The 18,685-nt window shown below is 40.9% G+C and carries 18 protein-coding genes and 3 pseudogenes; 13 read left to right on the top strand and 8 right to left on the bottom strand.

Annotated features, from left to right (window positions below):
- Positions 1–60: 60 nt before the first annotated feature.
- From fruB to F975_RS03175, 6 genes and pseudogenes are all read left to right on the top strand, one after another.
- A pseudogene (gene fruB / locus F975_RS16165) lies at positions 61–1,183 on the top strand (fused PTS fructose transporter subunit IIA/HPr protein); the annotation flags it as partial.
- An 80-nt stretch (positions 1,184–1,263) separates the two neighbouring features.
- Positions 1,264–2,913, top strand: a pseudogene (ptsP, locus tag F975_RS16160) (phosphoenolpyruvate--protein phosphotransferase); the annotation flags it as partial.
- 5 nt (positions 2,914–2,918) lie between these two features.
- The gene (gene pfkB, locus F975_RS03190; RefSeq protein ID WP_004750114.1) at positions 2,919–3,854 is read left to right on the top strand and encodes a 1-phosphofructokinase; all 936 of its coding nucleotides are present in this window, start codon (positions 2,919–2,921) and stop codon (positions 3,852–3,854) included.
- Positions 3,855–3,858: 4 nt separating this feature from the next.
- Complete coding sequence (locus F975_RS03185; protein WP_034425674.1) at positions 3,859–5,571, top strand: fructose-specific PTS transporter subunit EIIC; 1,713 nt, start codon at positions 3,859–3,861, stop codon at positions 5,569–5,571.
- Between the two features lie 759 nt (positions 5,572–6,330).
- Positions 6,331–6,702, top strand: a pseudogene (locus F975_RS03180) (peptidoglycan amidohydrolase family protein); the annotation flags it as partial.
- Positions 6,703–7,142: 440 nt separating this feature from the next.
- Positions 7,143–7,514 (top strand): hypothetical protein, encoded by a 372-nt coding sequence (locus tag F975_RS03175; RefSeq protein WP_004750109.1) that lies wholly within the window; start codon positions 7,143–7,145, stop codon positions 7,512–7,514.
- Positions 7,515–7,587: 73 nt separating this feature from the next.
- Here the strand turns inward: F975_RS03175 and F975_RS03170 are convergent, their stop codons facing one another.
- The 3 genes from F975_RS03170 to F975_RS03160 form a co-directional block, all read right to left on the bottom strand.
- Complete coding sequence (locus F975_RS03170; RefSeq protein WP_004750107.1) at positions 7,588–8,580, bottom strand: hypothetical protein; 993 nt, start codon at positions 8,578–8,580, stop codon at positions 7,588–7,590.
- 18 nt (positions 8,581–8,598) lie between these two features.
- Positions 8,599–9,741, bottom strand: coding sequence for a YagK/YfjJ domain-containing protein (locus F975_RS03165; protein WP_004750105.1), 1,143 nt, complete (start codon positions 9,739–9,741; stop codon positions 8,599–8,601).
- A 147-nt stretch (positions 9,742–9,888) separates the two neighbouring features.
- On the bottom strand, positions 9,889–10,107 hold the full coding sequence (locus tag F975_RS03160; protein ID WP_004750102.1) for an AlpA family phage regulatory protein: 219 nt from the start codon (positions 10,105–10,107) through the stop codon (positions 9,889–9,891).
- Positions 10,108–10,210: 103 nt separating this feature from the next.
- Between F975_RS03160 and F975_RS03155 the strand changes: the two genes are divergently transcribed.
- Complete coding sequence (locus F975_RS03155; RefSeq protein WP_004750100.1) at positions 10,211–11,455, top strand: hypothetical protein; 1,245 nt, start codon at positions 10,211–10,213, stop codon at positions 11,453–11,455.
- A 326-nt stretch (positions 11,456–11,781) separates the two neighbouring features.
- On the top strand, positions 11,782–12,708 hold the full coding sequence (locus F975_RS03150; RefSeq protein WP_004750097.1) for a YagK/YfjJ domain-containing protein: 927 nt from the start codon (positions 11,782–11,784) through the stop codon (positions 12,706–12,708).
- A 121-nt stretch (positions 12,709–12,829) separates the two neighbouring features.
- Here the strand turns inward: F975_RS03150 and F975_RS03145 are convergent, their stop codons facing one another.
- From F975_RS03145 to F975_RS15795, 5 genes are all read right to left on the bottom strand, one after another.
- On the bottom strand, positions 12,830–13,036 hold the full coding sequence (locus F975_RS03145) for a hypothetical protein (RefSeq protein ID WP_004750093.1): 207 nt from the start codon (positions 13,034–13,036) through the stop codon (positions 12,830–12,832).
- Between the two features lie 95 nt (positions 13,037–13,131).
- Positions 13,132–13,437, bottom strand: coding sequence for a hypothetical protein (locus tag F975_RS03140; protein ID WP_004750091.1), 306 nt, complete (start codon positions 13,435–13,437; stop codon positions 13,132–13,134).
- A gap of 34 nt (positions 13,438–13,471) precedes the next feature.
- Positions 13,472–13,615: a hypothetical protein gene (locus F975_RS15800; RefSeq protein ID WP_004750090.1), complete on the bottom strand. Its 144-nt coding sequence runs from the start codon at positions 13,613–13,615 to the stop codon at positions 13,472–13,474.
- A 10-nt stretch (positions 13,616–13,625) separates the two neighbouring features.
- Entirely contained in the window at positions 13,626–13,898 is a 273-nt protein-coding gene (locus tag F975_RS03135) for a hypothetical protein (protein WP_004750089.1), read from the bottom strand.
- A 29-nt stretch (positions 13,899–13,927) separates the two neighbouring features.
- Positions 13,928–14,071 carry a hypothetical protein gene (locus F975_RS15795; protein WP_004750082.1) on the bottom strand — a complete coding sequence of 48 codons (144 nt, stop codon included), beginning with the start codon at positions 14,069–14,071 and terminating at the stop codon, positions 13,928–13,930.
- Positions 14,072–14,668: 597 nt separating this feature from the next.
- On the opposite strand from F975_RS15795, the gene F975_RS03130 reads away from it, so the two are divergent.
- The 5 genes from F975_RS03130 (at position 14,669) to F975_RS03110 (ending at position 18,615) form a co-directional block, all read left to right on the top strand.
- Complete coding sequence (locus F975_RS03130; RefSeq protein WP_004750079.1) at positions 14,669–14,923, top strand: hypothetical protein; 255 nt, start codon at positions 14,669–14,671, stop codon at positions 14,921–14,923.
- Positions 14,924–14,937: 14 nt separating this feature from the next.
- Positions 14,938–15,987 (top strand): DUF932 domain-containing protein, encoded by a 1,050-nt coding sequence (locus F975_RS03125; RefSeq protein WP_004750077.1) that lies wholly within the window; start codon positions 14,938–14,940, stop codon positions 15,985–15,987.
- A gap of 156 nt (positions 15,988–16,143) precedes the next feature.
- The gene (locus tag F975_RS03120) at positions 16,144–17,196 is read left to right on the top strand and encodes a YqaJ viral recombinase family nuclease (RefSeq protein ID WP_004750076.1); all 1,053 of its coding nucleotides are present in this window, start codon (positions 16,144–16,146) and stop codon (positions 17,194–17,196) included.
- 186 nt (positions 17,197–17,382) lie between these two features.
- Positions 17,383–18,291 carry a recombination directionality factor gene (locus tag F975_RS03115; RefSeq protein ID WP_004750075.1) on the top strand — a complete coding sequence of 303 codons (909 nt, stop codon included), beginning with the start codon at positions 17,383–17,385 and terminating at the stop codon, positions 18,289–18,291.
- Positions 18,292–18,387: 96 nt separating this feature from the next.
- Positions 18,388–18,615, top strand: a complete 228-nt coding sequence (locus F975_RS03110; protein WP_004750073.1) for a helix-turn-helix transcriptional regulator — start codon at positions 18,388–18,390, stop codon at positions 18,613–18,615.
- The last annotated feature ends 70 nt before the right edge of the window (positions 18,616–18,685 follow it).

The raw sequence follows: 18,685 nt of genomic DNA, 5'->3' as shown, positions 1-18,685 counted from the left end.
TCTTTTTTTCTAGAAAGGCACCGCCTCAACTCGACTTATGATGTTTTTCAAGGAATTCTTATGTTAGCGCTAGATACACAACATGTTCGGATGAATCAGCATGCTGTCGATAAGGCTCAGGCGTTGCAATGTCTAGTGGATATTTTGGTTGAAGATCAACTGGTTCAACCTGAATATATTCAAGGTCTGATTGGGCGTGAACAGCAAAGTGCAACTTATTTAGGACAGGGAATTGCGATTCCTCATGGGACACCACAGTCACGCCAGTACATTTTAGAAACAGGCGTGCGTTTGGCTCACTTCCCTGAAGGTGTAGTCTGGGATGGTGAAAACAAGATTTATTTAGCAGTGGTGATTGCTGCAAAGTCAGATGAACATTTACAAGTTTTACAAATTCTAACCCGAGCATTGCTCGATGATGTTTCTGAGCGTGTGCAACATGCTCAATCTGCTCAGCAAATTATTGAATTATTACAAGCACAACCACCTTCTTTGAATTTGCATGAAAATCTGATTGCAACACAAGCCATTGTTGCTGATATTGATGATTTTCTCTGGCAAGCTAGCCATTTGTTGAAACAACAAAAAATGGTGGAATGTGGCTTTTTAAGCCAGTTACAACCTAAAAATATGATTCATCTGGGTGAAGATATCTGGTCAATCAGCGCCAATCAGCATGTGCTTAGTCCTGCGGTGAGTATCATTCAAGCTGAACAGCCGATCCAGTACCAAGATCAAAAACTGGGTACATTGTTATGTATTGCCAGCAATCCGCAGCTTGATATGCCCCAGTTTAACCGACTCATGGATATTTTCTTTGATCCTGAACAGTTACAAGTGCTGAGCCAACAGCAAAATGCGCAACATCTGGCCCAGTTGATTGGTGCAGATGTGATTCCTGACTGGGTATCACAGCGTGTGGTATTGGCCAATGCACATGGTTTGCATGCGCGACCTGCCACGCAGTTAGTCAATACCTGTAAAGCATTTCAAGGTGAGATACAGGTATCTGTGGATGGTGGGCAATTTGTATCTGCCAAAAGCTTAACCAAGCTATTGTCATTGGGTTGTAAACGTGGGCAAACCCTGACCTTTATTGCAGAACCTGAAACCGATGCAGTTGCTGGTTTAAGTGCGGTGGTTGCTGCCGTGAAACAAGGTTTGGGTGAAGAGGTTGAACCTATTCAAGACGAGGCTGACATAGTTGTCGCGTCTGAACCTACAAATCCAGTGCTATCGACGCTGACTGTACCCGATCAAAGTCAGGGTATTGCTGCTTCATCAGGTCTGGCATTTGGCCCTGCACATGTGGTCAAGCCACGCCAGTTCCAATATGAACGCTTTGGTTCGAGTGTTAAAGTCGAAAGCGAAAAGTTCGATATCGCAATTCATCAGGTTAAAAACAGTATTCGCCAGTTTATTGCTCAAAGTTCGATTGAGGCGATTAAACAGATTTTTATGGCACATCTGGAAATTCTGGATGATCCAGATCTGATCCAGAGTGTACAACGAGGGTTGAAGCAGAATTTATCTGCCGCAGCTGCATGGCATGAGCATATTGAAGCGGCTGCCAAAGCCCAAGAGTCTTTAAATGATCGGTTGTTGGCAGAACGTGCTGCTGACTTGCGTGATATTGGTGAGCGTGTATTGGCAGTGTTATGTGGCGCACCAGAAATTACCGAACCACAAGAACCCTATATTCTGGTGATGCACGACGTTGGGCCAAGTGATGTGGTGCGATTAAATAAAGACCGTGTTGCGGGCATTTTAACTGCTGTTGGTGGTGCCAGCGCACATAGCGCGATTGTGGCACGTGCGCTGGGCATTCCTGCGGTGGTGGGTGTGGGAGCGGCAGTACTCAATATTGCAAATCATAGTGTGGTCTTGATCAATGGCGATACGGGTGAATTTGTGGTGAAACCCGAAGCACAGCGCATTGAACAGGCAATTGCCGAGCGGGAGCGTCAGCGTCAACTTCGTGAGCAAGCGGAGCAACATTGTCTGGAACCTGCGATTACGCTAGATCAACATGCAGTCGAGATTGCGGCGAATATTGGTAAAGTCCACGCCACGGCCCAAGCGGTTAAGCAAGGCGCGGAAGCGATTGGCTTATTGCGAACCGAATTGGTGTTTATGTCGCATAACAGCGCGCCAAATGAAGCCGTTCAAGAAGCGGATTACCGCGTGGTGTTTGATGCCTTGGCCGGTCGCCCACTGGTTGTGCGTACCCTTGATGTCGGTGGCGACAAGCCATTGCCATATTTGCCGATGGAACCTGAAGAAAACCCGTTCCTAGGTTTACGTGGTATTCGTCTGACTTTGTGTCAGCCCGAATTGCTACGTCAGCAATTGGTGGCATTGCTCAAAGCAGCGGATAACCGTCCATTACGGATTATGTTCCCAATGATTGGGCGTGTAGAAGAGTGGCGCGAAGCCAAAGCCATTTTGGATGAAGTGCGTGCAGTGCATCCGTGTGAACATTTGGAAGTGGGCATCATGGTTGAAGTCCCTTCAGCAGCATTACTTTCACCAATTTTGGCGCAGGAAGTTGATTTCTTTAGTATCGGAACCAATGATCTGACCCAGTACACCATGGCGATTGACCGTGGTCATCCTGTGTTGTCTGCCGAGGCAGATGGTTTGCATCCAAGTATTTTATTGTTGATTGATCAGACCGTACGCGCCGCACATCAGCATGGTAAATGGGTCGGCATTTGTGGTGAATTGGCAGGTGACCCGAAAGCTGTTCCTATCTTAATGGGGCTTGGGGTGGATGAGCTCAGTATGTCGAGCACGCGTATTCCTTTAGTCAAAGCACAAATACGCCAGTTAAATTTTGCCGATTGTCAGCAATTGGCACAACGTGCATTGTTGTGTGACAGTGCAACCGCAGTCCGTGATTTAGTTGAGTAAGTTCTATGGCAAAAATTTTAACAGTGACGCTCAACCCCGCAATTGATGTCACGTTGCAACTCGACGTGCTGCATGTGGGTGAAGTCAACCGCCATCATGCTGTGGAAACCCATGCTGCGGGTAAAGGCTTAAATGTCGCACAAGTCCTCAAAGATTTGGGACATGATGTGGTGGTGACAGGTTTTTTAGGTGAAGCGAATCGTCAGATTTTCGATGCGCATTTTGCCAAAGAACATTTTGAAAACCAGTTTGTTTATATTCAAGGCGAAACTCGCCAAAATATTAAAATTGCGGAAGCGTCGGGTCGCATGACCGATATTAATGGTCAGGGTCTTTATATTGATGCCAACGCCAAGCAGCAGTTGCGTGAAAAAATTCAAGCCATGATTGCCGATATGGATATGGTGGTGATTGCTGGCAGTTTGCCACAAGGTTTTGAGCCAAGTGAACTACGCGCCTTAATTGAGTTTCTCAATCGAGAGGGTAAAAAAGTCGCAGTAGATACCAGTGGTTCTGCATTGCGCGCTGCAATTGCAGCCAACCCGTGGCTGATCAAGCCCAACAGTGATGAGTTAACAGAAACCTATCATTTGCCAGCAAACAGTTTTGCTGAACAACAGCAGCTTTTCCAGTCACTGGGTCATATGCAGATTCAGCATATTATTGTGTCAATGGGCGAGCAAGGTGTGAACTGGCTGCACCCGACACACCCACTGCATGCTCAAGCGCCGCATGTTCAGGTGAAAAGCACTGTAGGTGCAGGCGATTCACTGGTTGCGGGTATGATTCATGGCTTGTTGAGTCACAATAGCCCTGAAGAAACACTAAAAACAGCAACTGCGATTGCTAGCCATGCCGTGACCCAGATTGGTTTTCATGTGCCAGATTTATCGGTCATTGAAGATTTGAAGCAACAAATCGTCATCAATTCATTGAGTTAATATGATGTCAGAAATTCACCAGATTTTATTTGTTCCGCATAGTCCTGAACAGTCGATCAATGCGTTGATTTTGGCAAAAAAACTCGCACAGGTTGCAGGTCAAGCAGGGTATCAAGCCCAAGTTGTAGAAAATCTTGAGTCAGCGCTAGGCACCTCTACAGACCTGATGGTTGTACTAGGTGATAAACTCCCTGCATTACACAATATTGCAGCACAAAAAGTTGCTTTGTTGTCTTTGGATCAAGCCCAACAGAATGCTACACAAGCCTTACAACAAGCGCTAGATTCAGCCAAAACACCAGCGCAATGGTCACAGCAACCTATACAAACTTCGACAGAAGCACGCAAATTTGTGGCGATTACTGCATGTCCAACAGGTGTTGCCCATACTTTTATGGCGGCTGAAGCCTTACAACATGGCGCTGATAAACTGGGCTATGAGATTCACGTCGAAACTCAAGGTTCGGTTGGGGCAAAAAATATTTTGTCACCTGAGGCGATTGCTGATGCAGATATCGTGATTTTAGCCACTGATATTGAAGTCAATACTGACCGTTTTGTTGGCAAGCGCGTGTATCGTTGTGGTACAGGCTTTGTGTTGAAGCAGACTGATAAAGCCTTTGCTAGTGCGATTCAGGAAGCCAAAGTTCTAGAGTCAGGAAAACAACAGGCAGGTGCGAGTGAATCTGCCGAGAAAAAAGAAAAAGTTGGGATTTATAAACACTTGCTGACAGGTGTGTCCTACATGTTGCCAATGGTCGTGGCAGGCGGTCTGATCATTGCAATTTCGTTTATTTTTGGTCTAAATCCTGTCGATGGCAGCTTTGCCGCATCGCTGAAACAAATTGGGGTGGCTGCATTTACCCTGATGGTTCCGATGCTTGCAGGTTATATTGCCTACTCGATTGCCGATCGCCCTGGTTTAACGCCCGGTTTGATCGGTGGTTTACTGGCAGCGCAGCTACAGGCAGGCTTTTTAGGTGGGCTTGTGGCAGGTTTTCTGGCGGGTTATATCGCGTTGTTTCTTGCCAAAAAAGTCAAATTACCATCGAGCCTTGAAGCCTTAAAACCGATTCTGATTATTCCTTTGCTGGCCAGTTTGGCAGTGGGTCTGATCATGATTTATATCGTTGGACAACCTGTTGCTCATCTCTTTGAATTATTAAAAGTCTTTCTCGCTACTATGGGCACCACCAATGCCATGATTATGGGTATAGTCTTGGGCAGCATGATGTGTATTGATTTGGGTGGGCCGATCAATAAAGCCGCGTATGCCTTTACGGTGGGGTTATTGACTTCGCAAACTTATGAACCGATGGCGATTACTATGGCCGCAGGTATGGTGCCACCTTTGGGTATGGCGATTGCGACCTTTTTGGCAAAAAATAAATTTGCGAAAGCTGAGCAAGATGCAGGTAAAGCTGCGGTTGTCTTGGGCTTGTGTTTTATCTCGGAAGGGGCAATCCCTTTTGCGGCCAAAGATCCGATTCGTGTGATTCCATGTGCTATTGTGGGTGGTGCAGTGACAGGCGCACTGGTTGCCATGTTTAAATGCCAATTGGTGACACCACATGGCGGAATCATTGCCTTGATTATTCCAAATGCGATTAATCACCCTTTGCAATACCTACTGGCAATTGCAGTGGGGAGTTTTGTGACAGGAATTAGTTATGCGGTGATTAAACAACGCGTAACCTCAAACCCTGTTGCGGCTTAAGCATAAACAATAAATAAAAGCTGAATCTCGAAACGGGTTCAGCTTTTTTGATTTATAAGTCTGGGCGCATGTGCCCACCTGAGAGCATAATCGCCAATAACAAGCTCACTTTGAGTACACCAGCACTCAAAAAAATCCGATCATATTTTTTAAGCCATATTTTCATAACCAGTCATCATCCTTTTTAGTTTTTAGCATATTGGCATGCCGTTATTGCTGATTAGGTTAAAAACATTTTTATCAATAAAGTAGGCATAATTTGTGATAAACGGTATATTTTGTGGTTAAAAAATGAATATTATACTTTTTTGTAATATATTTTTTAAGCTAGGTTAAGGTGGTTACGATGGATTATTTTTGATTAAAAAATAACCAAATAAAACTGGGTGTTTAAAATCTTGGTTGATATGTTATATCGTTTTTAAATCAAAAATATAGCTAACCTACCTACACAATAAGCACTGTGTAAAATGCAGAGCTGTCTAAAATTTGTTACAACCCTGTAGCACATCTGAAAACATTTCCTTCTACAATGGCACGCTGTTGAAGTTTTGATGTAAAAAATAGGTTTTTGTCATGATTCATGCTCACCATGCAGTTCACGCGCATGACACCGATGCGCATTCTGTTCAGGTTCACGTCCGACATGCACACAGACGAGTGGCGACCAAAAAAGTACAGCATGTGCAGCCGCAGCGTAAAGTACATCATGTTAAAATGACAAAGCAACATATTAATCATAATGTAGATTTAGCGGCGCAACGTATTAATCTATCTAAGTTTTCTCATAAACTTGAAAGCATTTCAGCAAGACGAAGTTCAGAGAAATGTGCGCGTAATGTACGTATTGCTTTGGAAACAGCAGGAGCGAATGTCTCGAATCACCCAATTGCGGCAGCAAACTGGGGGCGTACTTTAGAGAAAAATGGCTATAAGCAAATTAAACCTGCATTTAATAAACCAAAGAAAGGCGATATTTATATTATTGATGCGACCAGTAACCATACTTATGGACATATAGCAGGTTATACAGGTTCAGAGTGGATCTCGGATTTTCGCCAAAACAGCTATGCCGTTTATAGAGAGAAAGATGTGGAATACCATTATTATCGTTTAGAGTCAGCAACCTGATTATATTGTTAAACTGATGATTAACAAAAAAGGCTTAAATTGAAAAATTTAAGCCTTTTTTTATATTCCAGTGGATGATTCTGGAATGAATCTTGGCGAGAGAGGGAATCATATTTTTTATTTAAGTTATTAATAATATTAAATAAAAAATTTTATATTTTAAATTTATCCCCCAATTATCCCCCATCTCTTTTTTAGTTTATTCAATGCAAGATTTTTTTAGGTGTAGTTGAAATATGCTTGTTTGCACAAACCTATCTTTGAGGGCTTATTTAGTAATATTATTTCGGAATGAATAAGCCTACACTTAAAATCTATTGTACGACGAATTGGTCATCGTAGAGAAGCTTAAATATAAAGCAAAGGCTTATAATGGGATTGAACATTTTCCAAAATATGTGGAAGGTGCTATAAATTCAATTCATTGATGGGGAATTAAATTGGGACAAGCAAAAAAAAGAGGCTCTTTAGAGGAGCGAATAGCACAAGCACAACAAGAAAGGCTTGATGGCGAGCGTATCACTATTGATGAAGCTAAACGACGTTTAGAGTTACCAGATGCAGCGAAATTCCTAGGATATGTGATTCATCTTTATGATCAGGATGAATTTCTAGGGAAAGTTGAAGAAACAGATATGGCAATCAACCGAGTTTATGTCAAGATTCCTGATTTAGCAAAAATCTATAAAACAGTAGAAGATGCCGTAAATGAAGCTATGCAAATTGATAAGTATAGGTTACTTGTCTGTCTTTTATTTGAAATTGATAACAAGTATATGATCTATGATGTTTGGGCTAATTTTGATGACTAAAAATTTTAGTCAATAGTTGAAACTCATAATAGAAAAAAGCCCAATAGCATGATTGGGCTTTTATTCAATCTATTTAATAAATTATGTTATTGAAACTAGGTGATATTTTTCTAGATTGATAGTAATAGTATTTCAATGGGGATACCATAATTTTAAAAAGTTCCTTCCAATCAGCTAGGCTGCTGTATCCTTGAAGAGCATTTTTGGATACTTGTAAATTTCCTGTAATAGGATTAGATAGCACTAACTGTATTAGATGATCATTTGTATCATTCAACTGTTGTGACAAATTGCCTTGAGGTATATGAAGGGATGAATGATTTGCATCGTGATAGATCAACATGTTCAAGTAATATTGACCGTATAGAGTCCTTTGAATACGCCATTGAGTACAAAAGAGATAATTAGGATTTAGCTTTTGAATTTCACTAATCAAATCTGCTTTTAGTCGAACCAATCCTTGCTCAATTATACGGGTCTCAACAGTTTGAGAACTGCTACCAATTTCAAATAAATATGATAGCTTCGTCACTTGTATCTGTTCATGTGTTCTCAACAAACGACTTACAATGCGTGAGTTTTCAGTGCATTGAGTTTGAATAAGCCTTTCATGTTGTGCAAGATTATTGATAACAGGTGTACTGGTCGCAAAGCCACGAGTTTCGTTCCATAATTGCTCAAAAAAGCTACATACTTGCATTCTATTGGGATGAAGATTAAGAGCTGCTGGATCGATATGCATACTATTATTTAATATATGAATTATTTTTTGAAACAAAAATGATATGTGCTGCATAATTTTTTGGTTTGGATCATAGCTAAATGAAGAACGATAATTAAGACCCAATCCGATTGTCTGATGAATAGCTGTTGATAACTGATATAACTCAGGTTGAGCTATATAGATATCTTGTTTAGTTTTGAAAGGCTTTGAGTTTTTACAACTCATTTGATGGATTAAATCTGCCAGATATTGCAGATAAAGTAGAGTAGCCACATTCGCACTTCCGCCTACAAACTCACTAAGCTCTTTTTGTTGTAGGGCTTGAAGAAAATTCTTGCTCATCATAATTCCTTGGGTTTCTTAATCTGTAATAGCAGGAGAAATTGCAATGTTCTGTTTTGATGGCAGTGTACGAAAGCGACCTAATACCATGGGTGTTAGAGGTGGTATGCTAGTCTGAAAAACTCGCAAATTGCAATCTAAAAGCTGCTTATGAATCAGAAACTGGTCTTGCTTGCAGATGTAGAGCAAAGCTTGCTTAAGTATATCTAGGGCATTGTGGTCACCATATTGGATTAGACCAATTGAAAAACGGCGATGTTTAATTAGGTCATTAATACAGTTTAAAAAGTAGCCTTTATTTTCAGTCATGGTTTTCCAATATTGACCAATAATTTCGGCATAATCTGTGTGGCGTTGAAACGTATTACCATCTATAAAGAACATGCAATGGTAGTGGTAGCCTTTCTGTTTGCTGAACTGTAATTTCCAGAGGTATCCCACAATGTTTGGAAGATACTTTGAGTACCGAAACTCCCCTAAAAATTTAGTAAAGTTAGCTCTCATTTGACTAACCGAGATTTCACAAGGATTGATAGATTTATTCCATCCAAGATCAAGTCGAATAATTAATATGTGATTAAACAGCTGTAGTAGCCGTTTTATTAGTGCGAGCATTTTTTTGTATTGGCGCTTTACCTTTAAATTACGAGTGTATTGGAAAGCCCTATATTCAAGAGAATCAAAGGTTTTGCTAAGTTCATCTACCAAGATATTCTTGAGTTTGGCGGCTCTGACAGAACTCTCAGGGATGTAATTGTTACTTCCATAAATTTCAAACTTGAGATTGGTCTGAGCTCGCCAAAATAAATGTTCCTCATATTCCAGAATGTATGGGGAAATATGAGAATTAAACACCATTGAAAAAATTTCTGCTTCCTTGCACCAATAAGGTGTTTGTTTCAGTATCTCAATAGAATGAATACCCCTTAAATAAGAATCTAATACTGGATCAGAGGTATATAGACACTTACCTTCATAACTGAGCTGATATACCTGATTGCTAGACTCTTGTTGGATATAATGGGCAAGCAGCACAATAGAAGACAAAGTTTCTATACCAGAACTTTCCGTAGGCTTTAAAAATCCATTCCCTGTCTGTTCAGTTGTGAGCTCAACTAGGTTGCAGAGGTGTTTTTGCTCTATGTCAATTTGATCTTTCATTATGGATGTATCCTTTAAATTTAATTGTTAAAAAAATCTAGGCTAACTTTATTAAAAATAGCCATATCTCAAAGATAACCTGATGAGTTATTCCTTGATGGTTAAAGAGAAAGTACTGAGTTACGGTGAGCTTACTTAGCTGGAAAACTAGTGGTAAGGGAGATTCTTAAGCCACTCTTCCACCTCATTTTCTATCCAAGCTACGCTGCTGAGACTGAGCTTACGAGGTTTAGGAAAAGTAGGATCATAACGCTTAGATTTCTGATCCAATTTTTCATAGATGGTTGAACGACTGAGCTGACATTTTTGAATAACATCAGGGAGTTTGAGCATACGTGTATGGCAAGCGATGTCGGACTGGTGCATAAGATAGTTTCCTTGTTTTGTCATTTGACATAAGGAATTATGCTTTTTTTCTGCGGTATTGATATATTGTTTAGCTTTACGCAAAATATTAAGGGGACTTTTTATGCTAACTAAATTACAGCAAGATGCTGTTATATATAGTGTTTTAGATAATTTATTTAAAATAGTTGTAATGTATTCATGTGAAAAGGTGAAGATACAGGAGGATTATCGTTTTTTATATCTATGGTTTAATGACACTATGGATGAGTTGATTTATCCACGTGTAAATGAATTTTTGAATCAGTACATAGATCAAAGATCAGATAGTTCTATTAGCTATCAGCTTGTACAAACTTTCTGGATGTATGCTCAAAAAAAAGAATTTCTCTATGATGAAACTTATTTAAATATATATGGTTTTGATAAAAATGATTTGAAATTATTTTTCCAAGAGTTATATGCAGAGTTTAGGAGCGTTGCGCGTGATCATCCAGATGCAGATGATTTTTGGGATTTAACTGATAAATTTGATCTATCTTCTTTCTTGTCAAAGAGTAGATTGAATGAAGCATTTTTTACATATTTTTATTTATATTACATACTTACAAAAAAAATTTCAGTTATTGATGATGAGACTTTTATCAAGCTCTTTACTGAATTGTTAGATCAGATACCTTATCATTCTCCTTTTAATGGGTCTACGTTGATTAATGGCAGTATTTCTTTAAATACAAAAAGTTATTGGACAACTTTAAAAATTCCTCTTAATTTTGAACCATTTGCTTTACTTGATAACCTATTTCAATTTCTATTTAAGTTCCTTCAAAATAGCTTCGTTCATGCTGTAAATGAAGAAAAATTTAAAGATCCACATATCTATAAACAAAGGCTACAAGAGTGTGTCATTGTTATGGAGGCGCTTTTTAAGACCATTACAGAACCATCTTCAAAAAGTCAACTTAGAGATTATCGGGTTATTATTAAAGGAAAATCGCTCCATAAAATTGTGATGAGTTTAATGTTTAAAAATTTCCAACAGCATTATCATTTAAAGCATAAGAATATTGATTTGGATAAAAAAAATGCGAAAAAAGAAGCAGTGGAGGTTTATTCTGCTTTTATTGATTTTTTAGTACAAGGTTTTGAAAAATATAATATTAAAGTTAAGTGTGAGAAAAATAATAAACATATAGATGATTGGAGAATTATCTTAAAACTAGACAATATAGAGTTGGATGAAATAACTGGAAATCAGTTACGAGTTAATTTGAGAAATCACTCAAAATTATTTAAATTCCCACAAAGTCAGAATATGTCAAAAAACTATGTCGTACCTGTAATAGGGGACAAAGGAAGTGCAGTGTAGGCATTCTAATATTTGGGGGAGCTAAATTTTTTAGGTATGTTTACTGGGAAAAGCTGATTTTGATTCTAGCTAAAGTAATGGATACATAGGTCTTCTAAAGATAACGTAACTTTAGCTTGAGTGTTTTTGACATGAATCTTTTTGTTTAGGCGAAATTGCTGAATTTGTTGTGTACGTGATACAGGGATGTTTTAAGAATTTGTTAGTGGGTTATTAATGTAATGAATTAATTATATAAATCATACTATTACATAGCATAAGTATTCTATGTAAAACTTGAATTATTTCCTAGTGATATGAGTTTAATCATCAACAAGGAAATTCTCATGACAAATTCGAATACAGCACTTAATGAGTCTAAGGTACTGACGGATATAGATAACTTCATCATCTCTATGTATCAGGCATACAGCGAAGAAAGCTTTAAACAGGAATTGATTCAGTTGATTCCTCAGTTCAAGAAAATTTACCAACCCACACGACAATACTCTGAATGTATTAAGATATTTCATTCTTTAGTAAATGTTGTTGATGAAATCTTGAATGGTCAGGATATCTCATTAGTCCAATCTTTTGATGATAGACATTTCTGGAGACTTGTAGACACTTTATCCGATTTAAAGTCGAATGCTTCACTTCAATTTATCAAGTTTAAGGCTCAGGAACGACGAAATCAGAAAAGCCTTTTATTGTATTTACAGCAACTTATCCAACATTATGCAAAGCTATTGTTTGTGCGTGTCGATTTAGCAATTCAGCTGGAATATCAGCATGAAGTAGACATTCAGCAATTCAATCAATATTTGCAGCACTTCTTAAATCGAGTTCAGAATCAAGATACCTGTTTTAATGATTTGCAAGGCTATGCATGGGCACTGGAGCAAGGTGAGCAGAAAGGTTATCACTGTCATGTTTTACTCATCTACAACGGGCATAAGCATCAAAATGACTTTGGTATCGGACTACAGGTTAGGGATTGTTGGTCTACATTAACAGATCAGAAAGGCTATGCTTTTATTTCGAATACGCCTGAGTATAAGAAGAAGTTTGAGGATCAAGGTACGCTTGGCATAGGGATGATTCATCGGAATCAGCCTGAACAAGTACAAAATGCAATTCAGGCAGCCATGTATTTGGTCAATCCAGAAAAGGATAAACAGTATCTTCGGGTTGCTATGCAGGGTATGCGTAGTTTTGGACGTGGATTATTTGCTAATACTAAACGTAGAGGGCTAACAGCAGTTACCAGTTAAATCATTGTTAATATTGGAGATGTGTAATTTGATGAAAATCACACATCTTTGTATATGAGCTAACGAATCTGAACAGTTAATGTTCCATTAATTAGACTAGGGAATATACAGACGCTAGTCCTCATGGTGCTGCTTTAGCTTCAGAAGCTGGGTGAGTGAATTTATCCAGATCATTGACACTGCTATTGACCATGGCTGAAGCCTCAGCAGCTTCACTTGCGGATGTTTCAGCACTGGCTGAAGGTGAGGAGGTCTTCTCTTGGCAGCCTGTCAGGATGATCAGACATATCAAGCCTGTCATCAGGCTCAGGCGTGTATGGATAGGCATGTTGTTATTCTCATTCTAAGTGGGAAGCAACTTGCTACTTTCTGAATCTTGATTGTGCTTGTTAAAAGCTCAGTCAGCAGCAAGCTCAATCAGGTTTATTTGCAATGTCCAGCACGAACCGCATCCACCATACGGGGTTGTGCTGGATCGGCAGCGAGTTTTAAGCAAATCGGCTGTTTATTTTTCTCAGCTTTCATAATCAGCACTTCACCCGAAATTGGTTGAGCACCCCCTGCGTTATACACCATATAGCGTTTGCCAGAGGTGGCTTTAAAGGTATAGGCATCTCCTGATTCGCCATAACCTTCAATCTTTTTCACGGTGACTGTGACCTGTTCTGTTTTTGCCAGTGCAGGCAAGCTGCATAAGGTACAGCTCAGAGCGAGAAGTAGTTTTTTCATTGTGATTATCCTAATGTTCCTGCTGTAGTTGAAATTAATTGAACATGGAAATTGGCCAAACAATTGCTTTGCCGAGGTTGTACATATAGCTACGATCCGCAGTGGCACTACATCCTTTCAGGTAAAAAGAAAACAGCACTGCTACAACGATATAAAATCCAATCAGATAGTTTTTCATGATGTGTTCCTTAGCGAGCCTGACAATGTTGAACTGCATTGACCATGGCATCACCAAAATCAGCAGGAAGTTGCATATTGCTTGGGTTCATTTCCCCCAGTTTTTCCATGAACTCAGGGGAGTAGTGTTTTTCTAGACGGTCATAGACACATGAACAGGTGGATCGATCTTGTCCACCCGATTGACAGCCTGCATTAAAATCACGTTTTGCCTTACTTTCACAGCCAGATAACAGCCCCGACATGAGTAAGACCAGTACTGATAAGCCTGCGTACTTCGACATGGCTCTTTTCCTTATGGTTTATTGTGTTATTAGAAGCGATCATCAGGTTTGTCCCAGCCTGCCAAAGAAAGTAATGCGGAGATCACGATCAGAATGACAAAAAAGCCAAGAATGGCAGGACCTAACCAGATCACCAGCCCAATGATTAAAATCAGGCGTGCAAAAAGCTTCATACCGCTGCTCCTTATGACATGTGCCTCAAAATGGCATGTACTTCAGACAGGTGGTGTCTGAATGCATAAAAAACTAAGGATGAATGCTTAGATCGGAGACAGGATCGAAACATAAGGCGAAGATGAGCCATGCCTGAGCGGCATAGAAGAACAAAAGAAACAATGAGAAACAGTCATAGCGACTCCTGTATGTATAGAAGTTCTACCAATTACTGCTAAATAATGGTGGCAGAACGAAAAGGGGTTAGCAGACTGGACATACAGAACCAGCACGCGCGAACGCGTCCCCCTCCCGTTCTACCGCAAAGGGGGACGAGAAGGTTACACATATAAGTCATGCTCAGAAAGAGCTAAACCTGATGCGCTGTATGAAACGGTCTGCTAAAACCGACTGACAATGTAGGTCAGCCCTTGCATGATAATCTGCACTTTTTAAAAGGTCAATTGTTGTCAAATTCAATTGATTAGCATCGCATCCCAATTATTTTGAGATACATATCACCGAGATGAAACAAGACCTGTTGAGCACATTGCAACAGGTCTTCCAACATGCCGATTTAAATCACATCGCATTTCATCTATAGGGAGTATCTCACGATGTCATATCAACAACACCATGAGGATGCAGATGCATTCTACGAAGATCAGACTTTCACTCCACCTCAACCACTCATGCTACTTTCTCCAAATAACCTTGCTCAGCTCGGGTTGTATGTCTCACGCTCTTTGGGTTATTCCCCATGGATTGGTGCTATTGCAGGTGCAGCGATTGGAGGTGTCGTCCTAGCCATCATTGATCATCAACAGCAGCCCCCACAATTCTCTAAATCTTTTACCGATCACCAGCACTAATCGAGGATAAAATCATGGCACATCTACTTGAACAAATGGCGTATGTTGGCAAAACCCCTTGGCATGGTCTAGGTAATCAACTCACACAAAACCAACCGATTGAAGTCTGGGCACAGCAGGCAGGTATGGATTGGCGGATTGAATCCTCTAATGTCAGCTATATGGCACAGAATGAACGAGGACAGAACATCATTCTGCCTTTCGAGGAACAACGGGTCTTATATCGTTCCGATACTCATGCACCACTTTCCGTGGTCAGTCAGCGTTATCAGGAAGTCCAGCCCTTGGAGATTCTGGAATTCTATCGGGATCTGACTGAACAGGCTGGCTTTGAATTGGAAACCGCAGGGGTACTCAAAGGTGGTAAGAAGTTCTGGGCACTGGCCAAGACTGGACAAAGCTCTATGCTCAAAGGCAAGGACGTCAGCAATGGCTATATTCTACTGGCTACGGCTTGTGATGGCACACTCGCCACTACCGCACAATTCACTTCAATCCGTGTGGTGTGTAATAACACTTTGGCAATTGCCCTGAAAGGACAAAGCAGTGCGGGTGTAGTCAAAGTTCCCCATAGCACCAAGTTCGATGCTGAGAAGGTTAAACAGCAACTGGGTATTTCAGTACGAGCATGGGATGAGCACATGTATGAGATGAAACAGCTCAGCCAACGTAAAGTCACCCAAACCGAAGCAGCAGCCTATTTCGATGCGGTGTTTAACAATACTAGCCTAAGCATTGCGGATCAGGACGACAGCATTATTCAATTTTATCGCAATGTGGCGACACAGGCACAAAGCAATCCAACAGACAAAGCCGAGACTAAAACTGAACCGAATGGACGAGCCATGTCTAAAGTCATGAGCATGTTTAATGGTCAGGGACGCGGTGCAGAACTCAGTTCAGTCAAAGACACGGCTTATGGCTTGCTTTGCGCGATGACCGAATTTGCAGATCATGAACGTCGAGCCATGAGTCAGGATCACCGTCTGGACTCAGCTTGGTTCGGTGCAGGTGCAGCCCTGAAACAACGGGGATTAGAGCAAGCTTTACGTCTTATTGCATAAGTCAGATTTTTCTAGTCATTCTGAATTCAATCAATATGTTGTCATAACTTTAGCACCCCAATTTCTTCATTAATTTTAACCCTTAAAATGCCCTAATCGATTGTGTTCGGTTGGGGCTTTTTTATGCCCAAAAATTAACACATACAGGACATTCTTATGAATACAGCCCTTTCAATTTCAAACCGATCTACATCAATTCAACCAACCCTAAATAACACTCGTCCGAAACTGTTTACCGCCAAACGCTTTGTCGATACCCGAAAGCTCAGTCAAGCCGAATGGCTAGAAGTGCGTCGGCAGGGTATTGGCAGCAGTGATTGTGCCGCAGTCTGTGGACTCAATCCATATATGTCGATGTTAGAACTGTGGATGATTAAAACTGGACGCATCCAACAAAACATCGAAGATGATCATCAGGGGCATGCACCTTTATACTGGGGCAAGCAGCTCGAACCTTTGGTGGCAGAATATTACCGCTTACATACCCAGCATAAAGTTCGTCGAGTGAATGCGGTATTACAGCATCCTGATCCAGATAAGCATTTTATGCTCGCCAATCTGGATTATGCAGTGGTCGGCAATCCTGAAGTCCAGATTCTGGAATGTAAAACCGCAGGTGAACATGGTGCCAAGCTGTGGCGGGATGGTGTGCCGCTATATGTACTCTGCCAAGTGCAACATCAACTGGCGGTGACAGGTAAACAGGCAGCGCATGTCTGTGTGTTGCTATGTGGGCATGAGACCAAGATCTTTAAAGTCACCCGCAGTGAATCGGTGATTCGTCACATCATTCAAGCTGAGCGTCAGTTCTGGGAGTGCGTGGAACAAGATATTCCACCTTCAGTCGATGCCAGTGCCTCAGCAGCGAAAGCCTTGCAACTGCTCTATCCAGAGCATGTGCCATTGAGTACGACTGATCTGTCTGAAGATAGCGATGCCAATCAACAGTTTGAGCAACTGATTCAACAACGTAATTTGATTGAACAACATCAGGAGCAATTTGATCTACTCAAGCATCAGCTACAAGCCAAGATGCAGGATGCGGAACGGGCGGTGTTTCAAGCAGGCTCAGTGACATGGAAACGCTCCAAGGATTCAATCAGTCTGGATAGCAAAGCCTTACTCAAACAACATCCTGAATATCTACAGCAGTTTCCACAAAACAAGCAAGGTAGCCGACGCTTTCAGATTTACTCAAACGCTGAATAACCCTGATTTTAGCAAAAAAAGGCATATCGCTAAAAAAGCGCAAAAACCGCCCCCAGCCCCCTGTAAAGAAATTACAGAGGACTCAATAGACGATGTCTGCGCTGATGAATTGCATTTTAAAAAATTTGATTCAGTTCTACATATTAATCAGCTTGTTGTCAGAAATAACTTTAGAGGAATAAAACCATGATTAAAGGTTTAATCATTACCCCACCTGTGCTGGGTCGCATCAGCATCGGCAAGGTAGTAGAAAAAAACGGTAAACGTCTGCCTGAAAAAGATGATCAATTTACCATTACTAGTCAGATTCACAGCAAAGAGGGTTGGGTCAAACATCCCCTCGATGAGCAGCTGCGTGCCAAAGCCCCCAATCAAAAACTCAGAAGTATTCCAGTACGCATGTTGTTTGATGATCCTGAACTTAATCTACGGGCTGAATATACCTTGTTTGACCGTCAGACGGGACGACCAATCTGTATTGGTGATGGTGAAAGTTGTCAGCGTCGAACAGGTAACGGGGTTGAACAACATCCTTGTCCATCGCCTGATCTCTGCCCGTTAGCACAAGGTGGGCAGTGCAAGCCCTATGCCCGTTTATACGTCAACCTCGATGAACAGGATGAACTCGGTAGCTTTGTGCTGCGAACCACAGGCTTTAACAGCATTCGCACTTTAACTGCACGCTTGCGTTACTACCATGCAGCAGTCAATGGTTTACTCTCTTGTCTACCCTTACAACTGACCTTAAGAGGGAAAAGTACCAGTCAAAGTTACGGCACACCGATCTACTATGTCGATTTGACCTTGAGGGACAATATCAGTTTGCAGCAAGCCATCATCGAAGCCAAACAACTACAACAGGAAGCCCAAGCCTGCGGCTTTCAGCAAGAGTTACTTGATCAGGTGGCGAGACAGGGTTATGCCAATGCAGTGTTTGATCGGGATGAGGGAGAGGAAGGAATAGATATTGTGGATGAGTTTTATCCAGATGGTGCTGTTATTTCTGAACAAATACGACCTAAATCCAATCAGGGGAATGGTTTTGTTCAAGATATTCAGCAGAGTTTACAGCAAAGTGTAAGGGCAGTGAATTAGATGGGGTTAGACAGTATGAGACTCCGTAAAATTTTATTGGATTGGCTTATGATCTGAGCGAATACGCGCTCGCATCAATGATCAGGAGTAAACATCATGAATGCGTTCACAGGTCAAACATTTCAGATGAATCAAATTATTAATATTAAAGACGTAATTCAATTTACAAGCATTAGTCGGGCAAAGATCTATGAAATGATTAATGTCAATTCAAAGTACTATGATCCAAGCTTTCCAAAACCAGTCCGCTTAAGTGAATCACGGATTGGATGGTCTGCATTGGAAATCAATCAATGGATTGAATCTAAGTTAGCAAACCGCTAACTTAGATGGGAGCTTCGGCTCCCTTATTTTTTTCTAAAAAATTAACTATGAATCTATCTGAGCAAGTGCG

This window comes from Acinetobacter brisouisimilis, assembly GCF_000368265.1.
Classification (GTDB): domain Bacteria; phylum Pseudomonadota; class Gammaproteobacteria; order Pseudomonadales; family Moraxellaceae; genus Acinetobacter.
This window is presented reverse-complemented; position numbering and strand designations above follow the sequence as displayed.

Coding starts and splice junctions, on each gene's coding strand:
- pfkB (WP_004750114.1), top strand. CDS start 2,919: ATGGCAAAAATTTTAACAGTGACGCTCAACCCCGCAATTGATGTCACG.
- F975_RS15795 (WP_004750082.1), bottom strand. CDS start 14,071: ATGAAGCTTTTTGCACGCCTGATTTTAATCATTGGGCTGGTGATCTGG.
- F975_RS03145 (WP_004750093.1), bottom strand. CDS start 13,036: ATGCCTATCCATACACGCCTGAGCCTGATGACAGGCTTGATATGTCTG.
- F975_RS03125 (WP_004750077.1), top strand. CDS start 14,938: ATGGCACATCTACTTGAACAAATGGCGTATGTTGGCAAAACCCCTTGG.
- F975_RS03170 (WP_004750107.1), bottom strand. CDS start 8,580: ATGAGCAAGAATTTTCTTCAAGCCCTACAACAAAAAGAGCTTAGTGAG.
- F975_RS03140 (WP_004750091.1), bottom strand. CDS start 13,437: ATGAAAAAACTACTTCTCGCTCTGAGCTGTACCTTATGCAGCTTGCCT.
- F975_RS03185 (WP_034425674.1), top strand. CDS start 3,859: ATGTCAGAAATTCACCAGATTTTATTTGTTCCGCATAGTCCTGAACAG.
- F975_RS03135 (WP_004750089.1), bottom strand. CDS start 13,898: ATGTCGAAGTACGCAGGCTTATCAGTACTGGTCTTACTCATGTCGGGG.
- F975_RS03150 (WP_004750097.1), top strand. CDS start 11,782: ATGACAAATTCGAATACAGCACTTAATGAGTCTAAGGTACTGACGGAT.
- F975_RS03155 (WP_004750100.1), top strand. CDS start 10,211: ATGCTAACTAAATTACAGCAAGATGCTGTTATATATAGTGTTTTAGAT.
- F975_RS15800 (WP_004750090.1), bottom strand. CDS start 13,615: ATGAAAAACTATCTGATTGGATTTTATATCGTTGTAGCAGTGCTGTTT.
- F975_RS03110 (WP_004750073.1), top strand. CDS start 18,388: ATGAATGCGTTCACAGGTCAAACATTTCAGATGAATCAAATTATTAAT.
- F975_RS03120 (WP_004750076.1), top strand. CDS start 16,144: ATGAATACAGCCCTTTCAATTTCAAACCGATCTACATCAATTCAACCA.
- F975_RS03160 (WP_004750102.1), bottom strand. CDS start 10,107: ATGCACCAGTCCGACATCGCTTGCCATACACGTATGCTCAAACTCCCT.
- F975_RS03165 (WP_004750105.1), bottom strand. CDS start 9,741: ATGAAAGATCAAATTGACATAGAGCAAAAACACCTCTGCAACCTAGTT.
- F975_RS03115 (WP_004750075.1), top strand. CDS start 17,383: ATGATTAAAGGTTTAATCATTACCCCACCTGTGCTGGGTCGCATCAGC.
- F975_RS03130 (WP_004750079.1), top strand. CDS start 14,669: ATGTCATATCAACAACACCATGAGGATGCAGATGCATTCTACGAAGAT.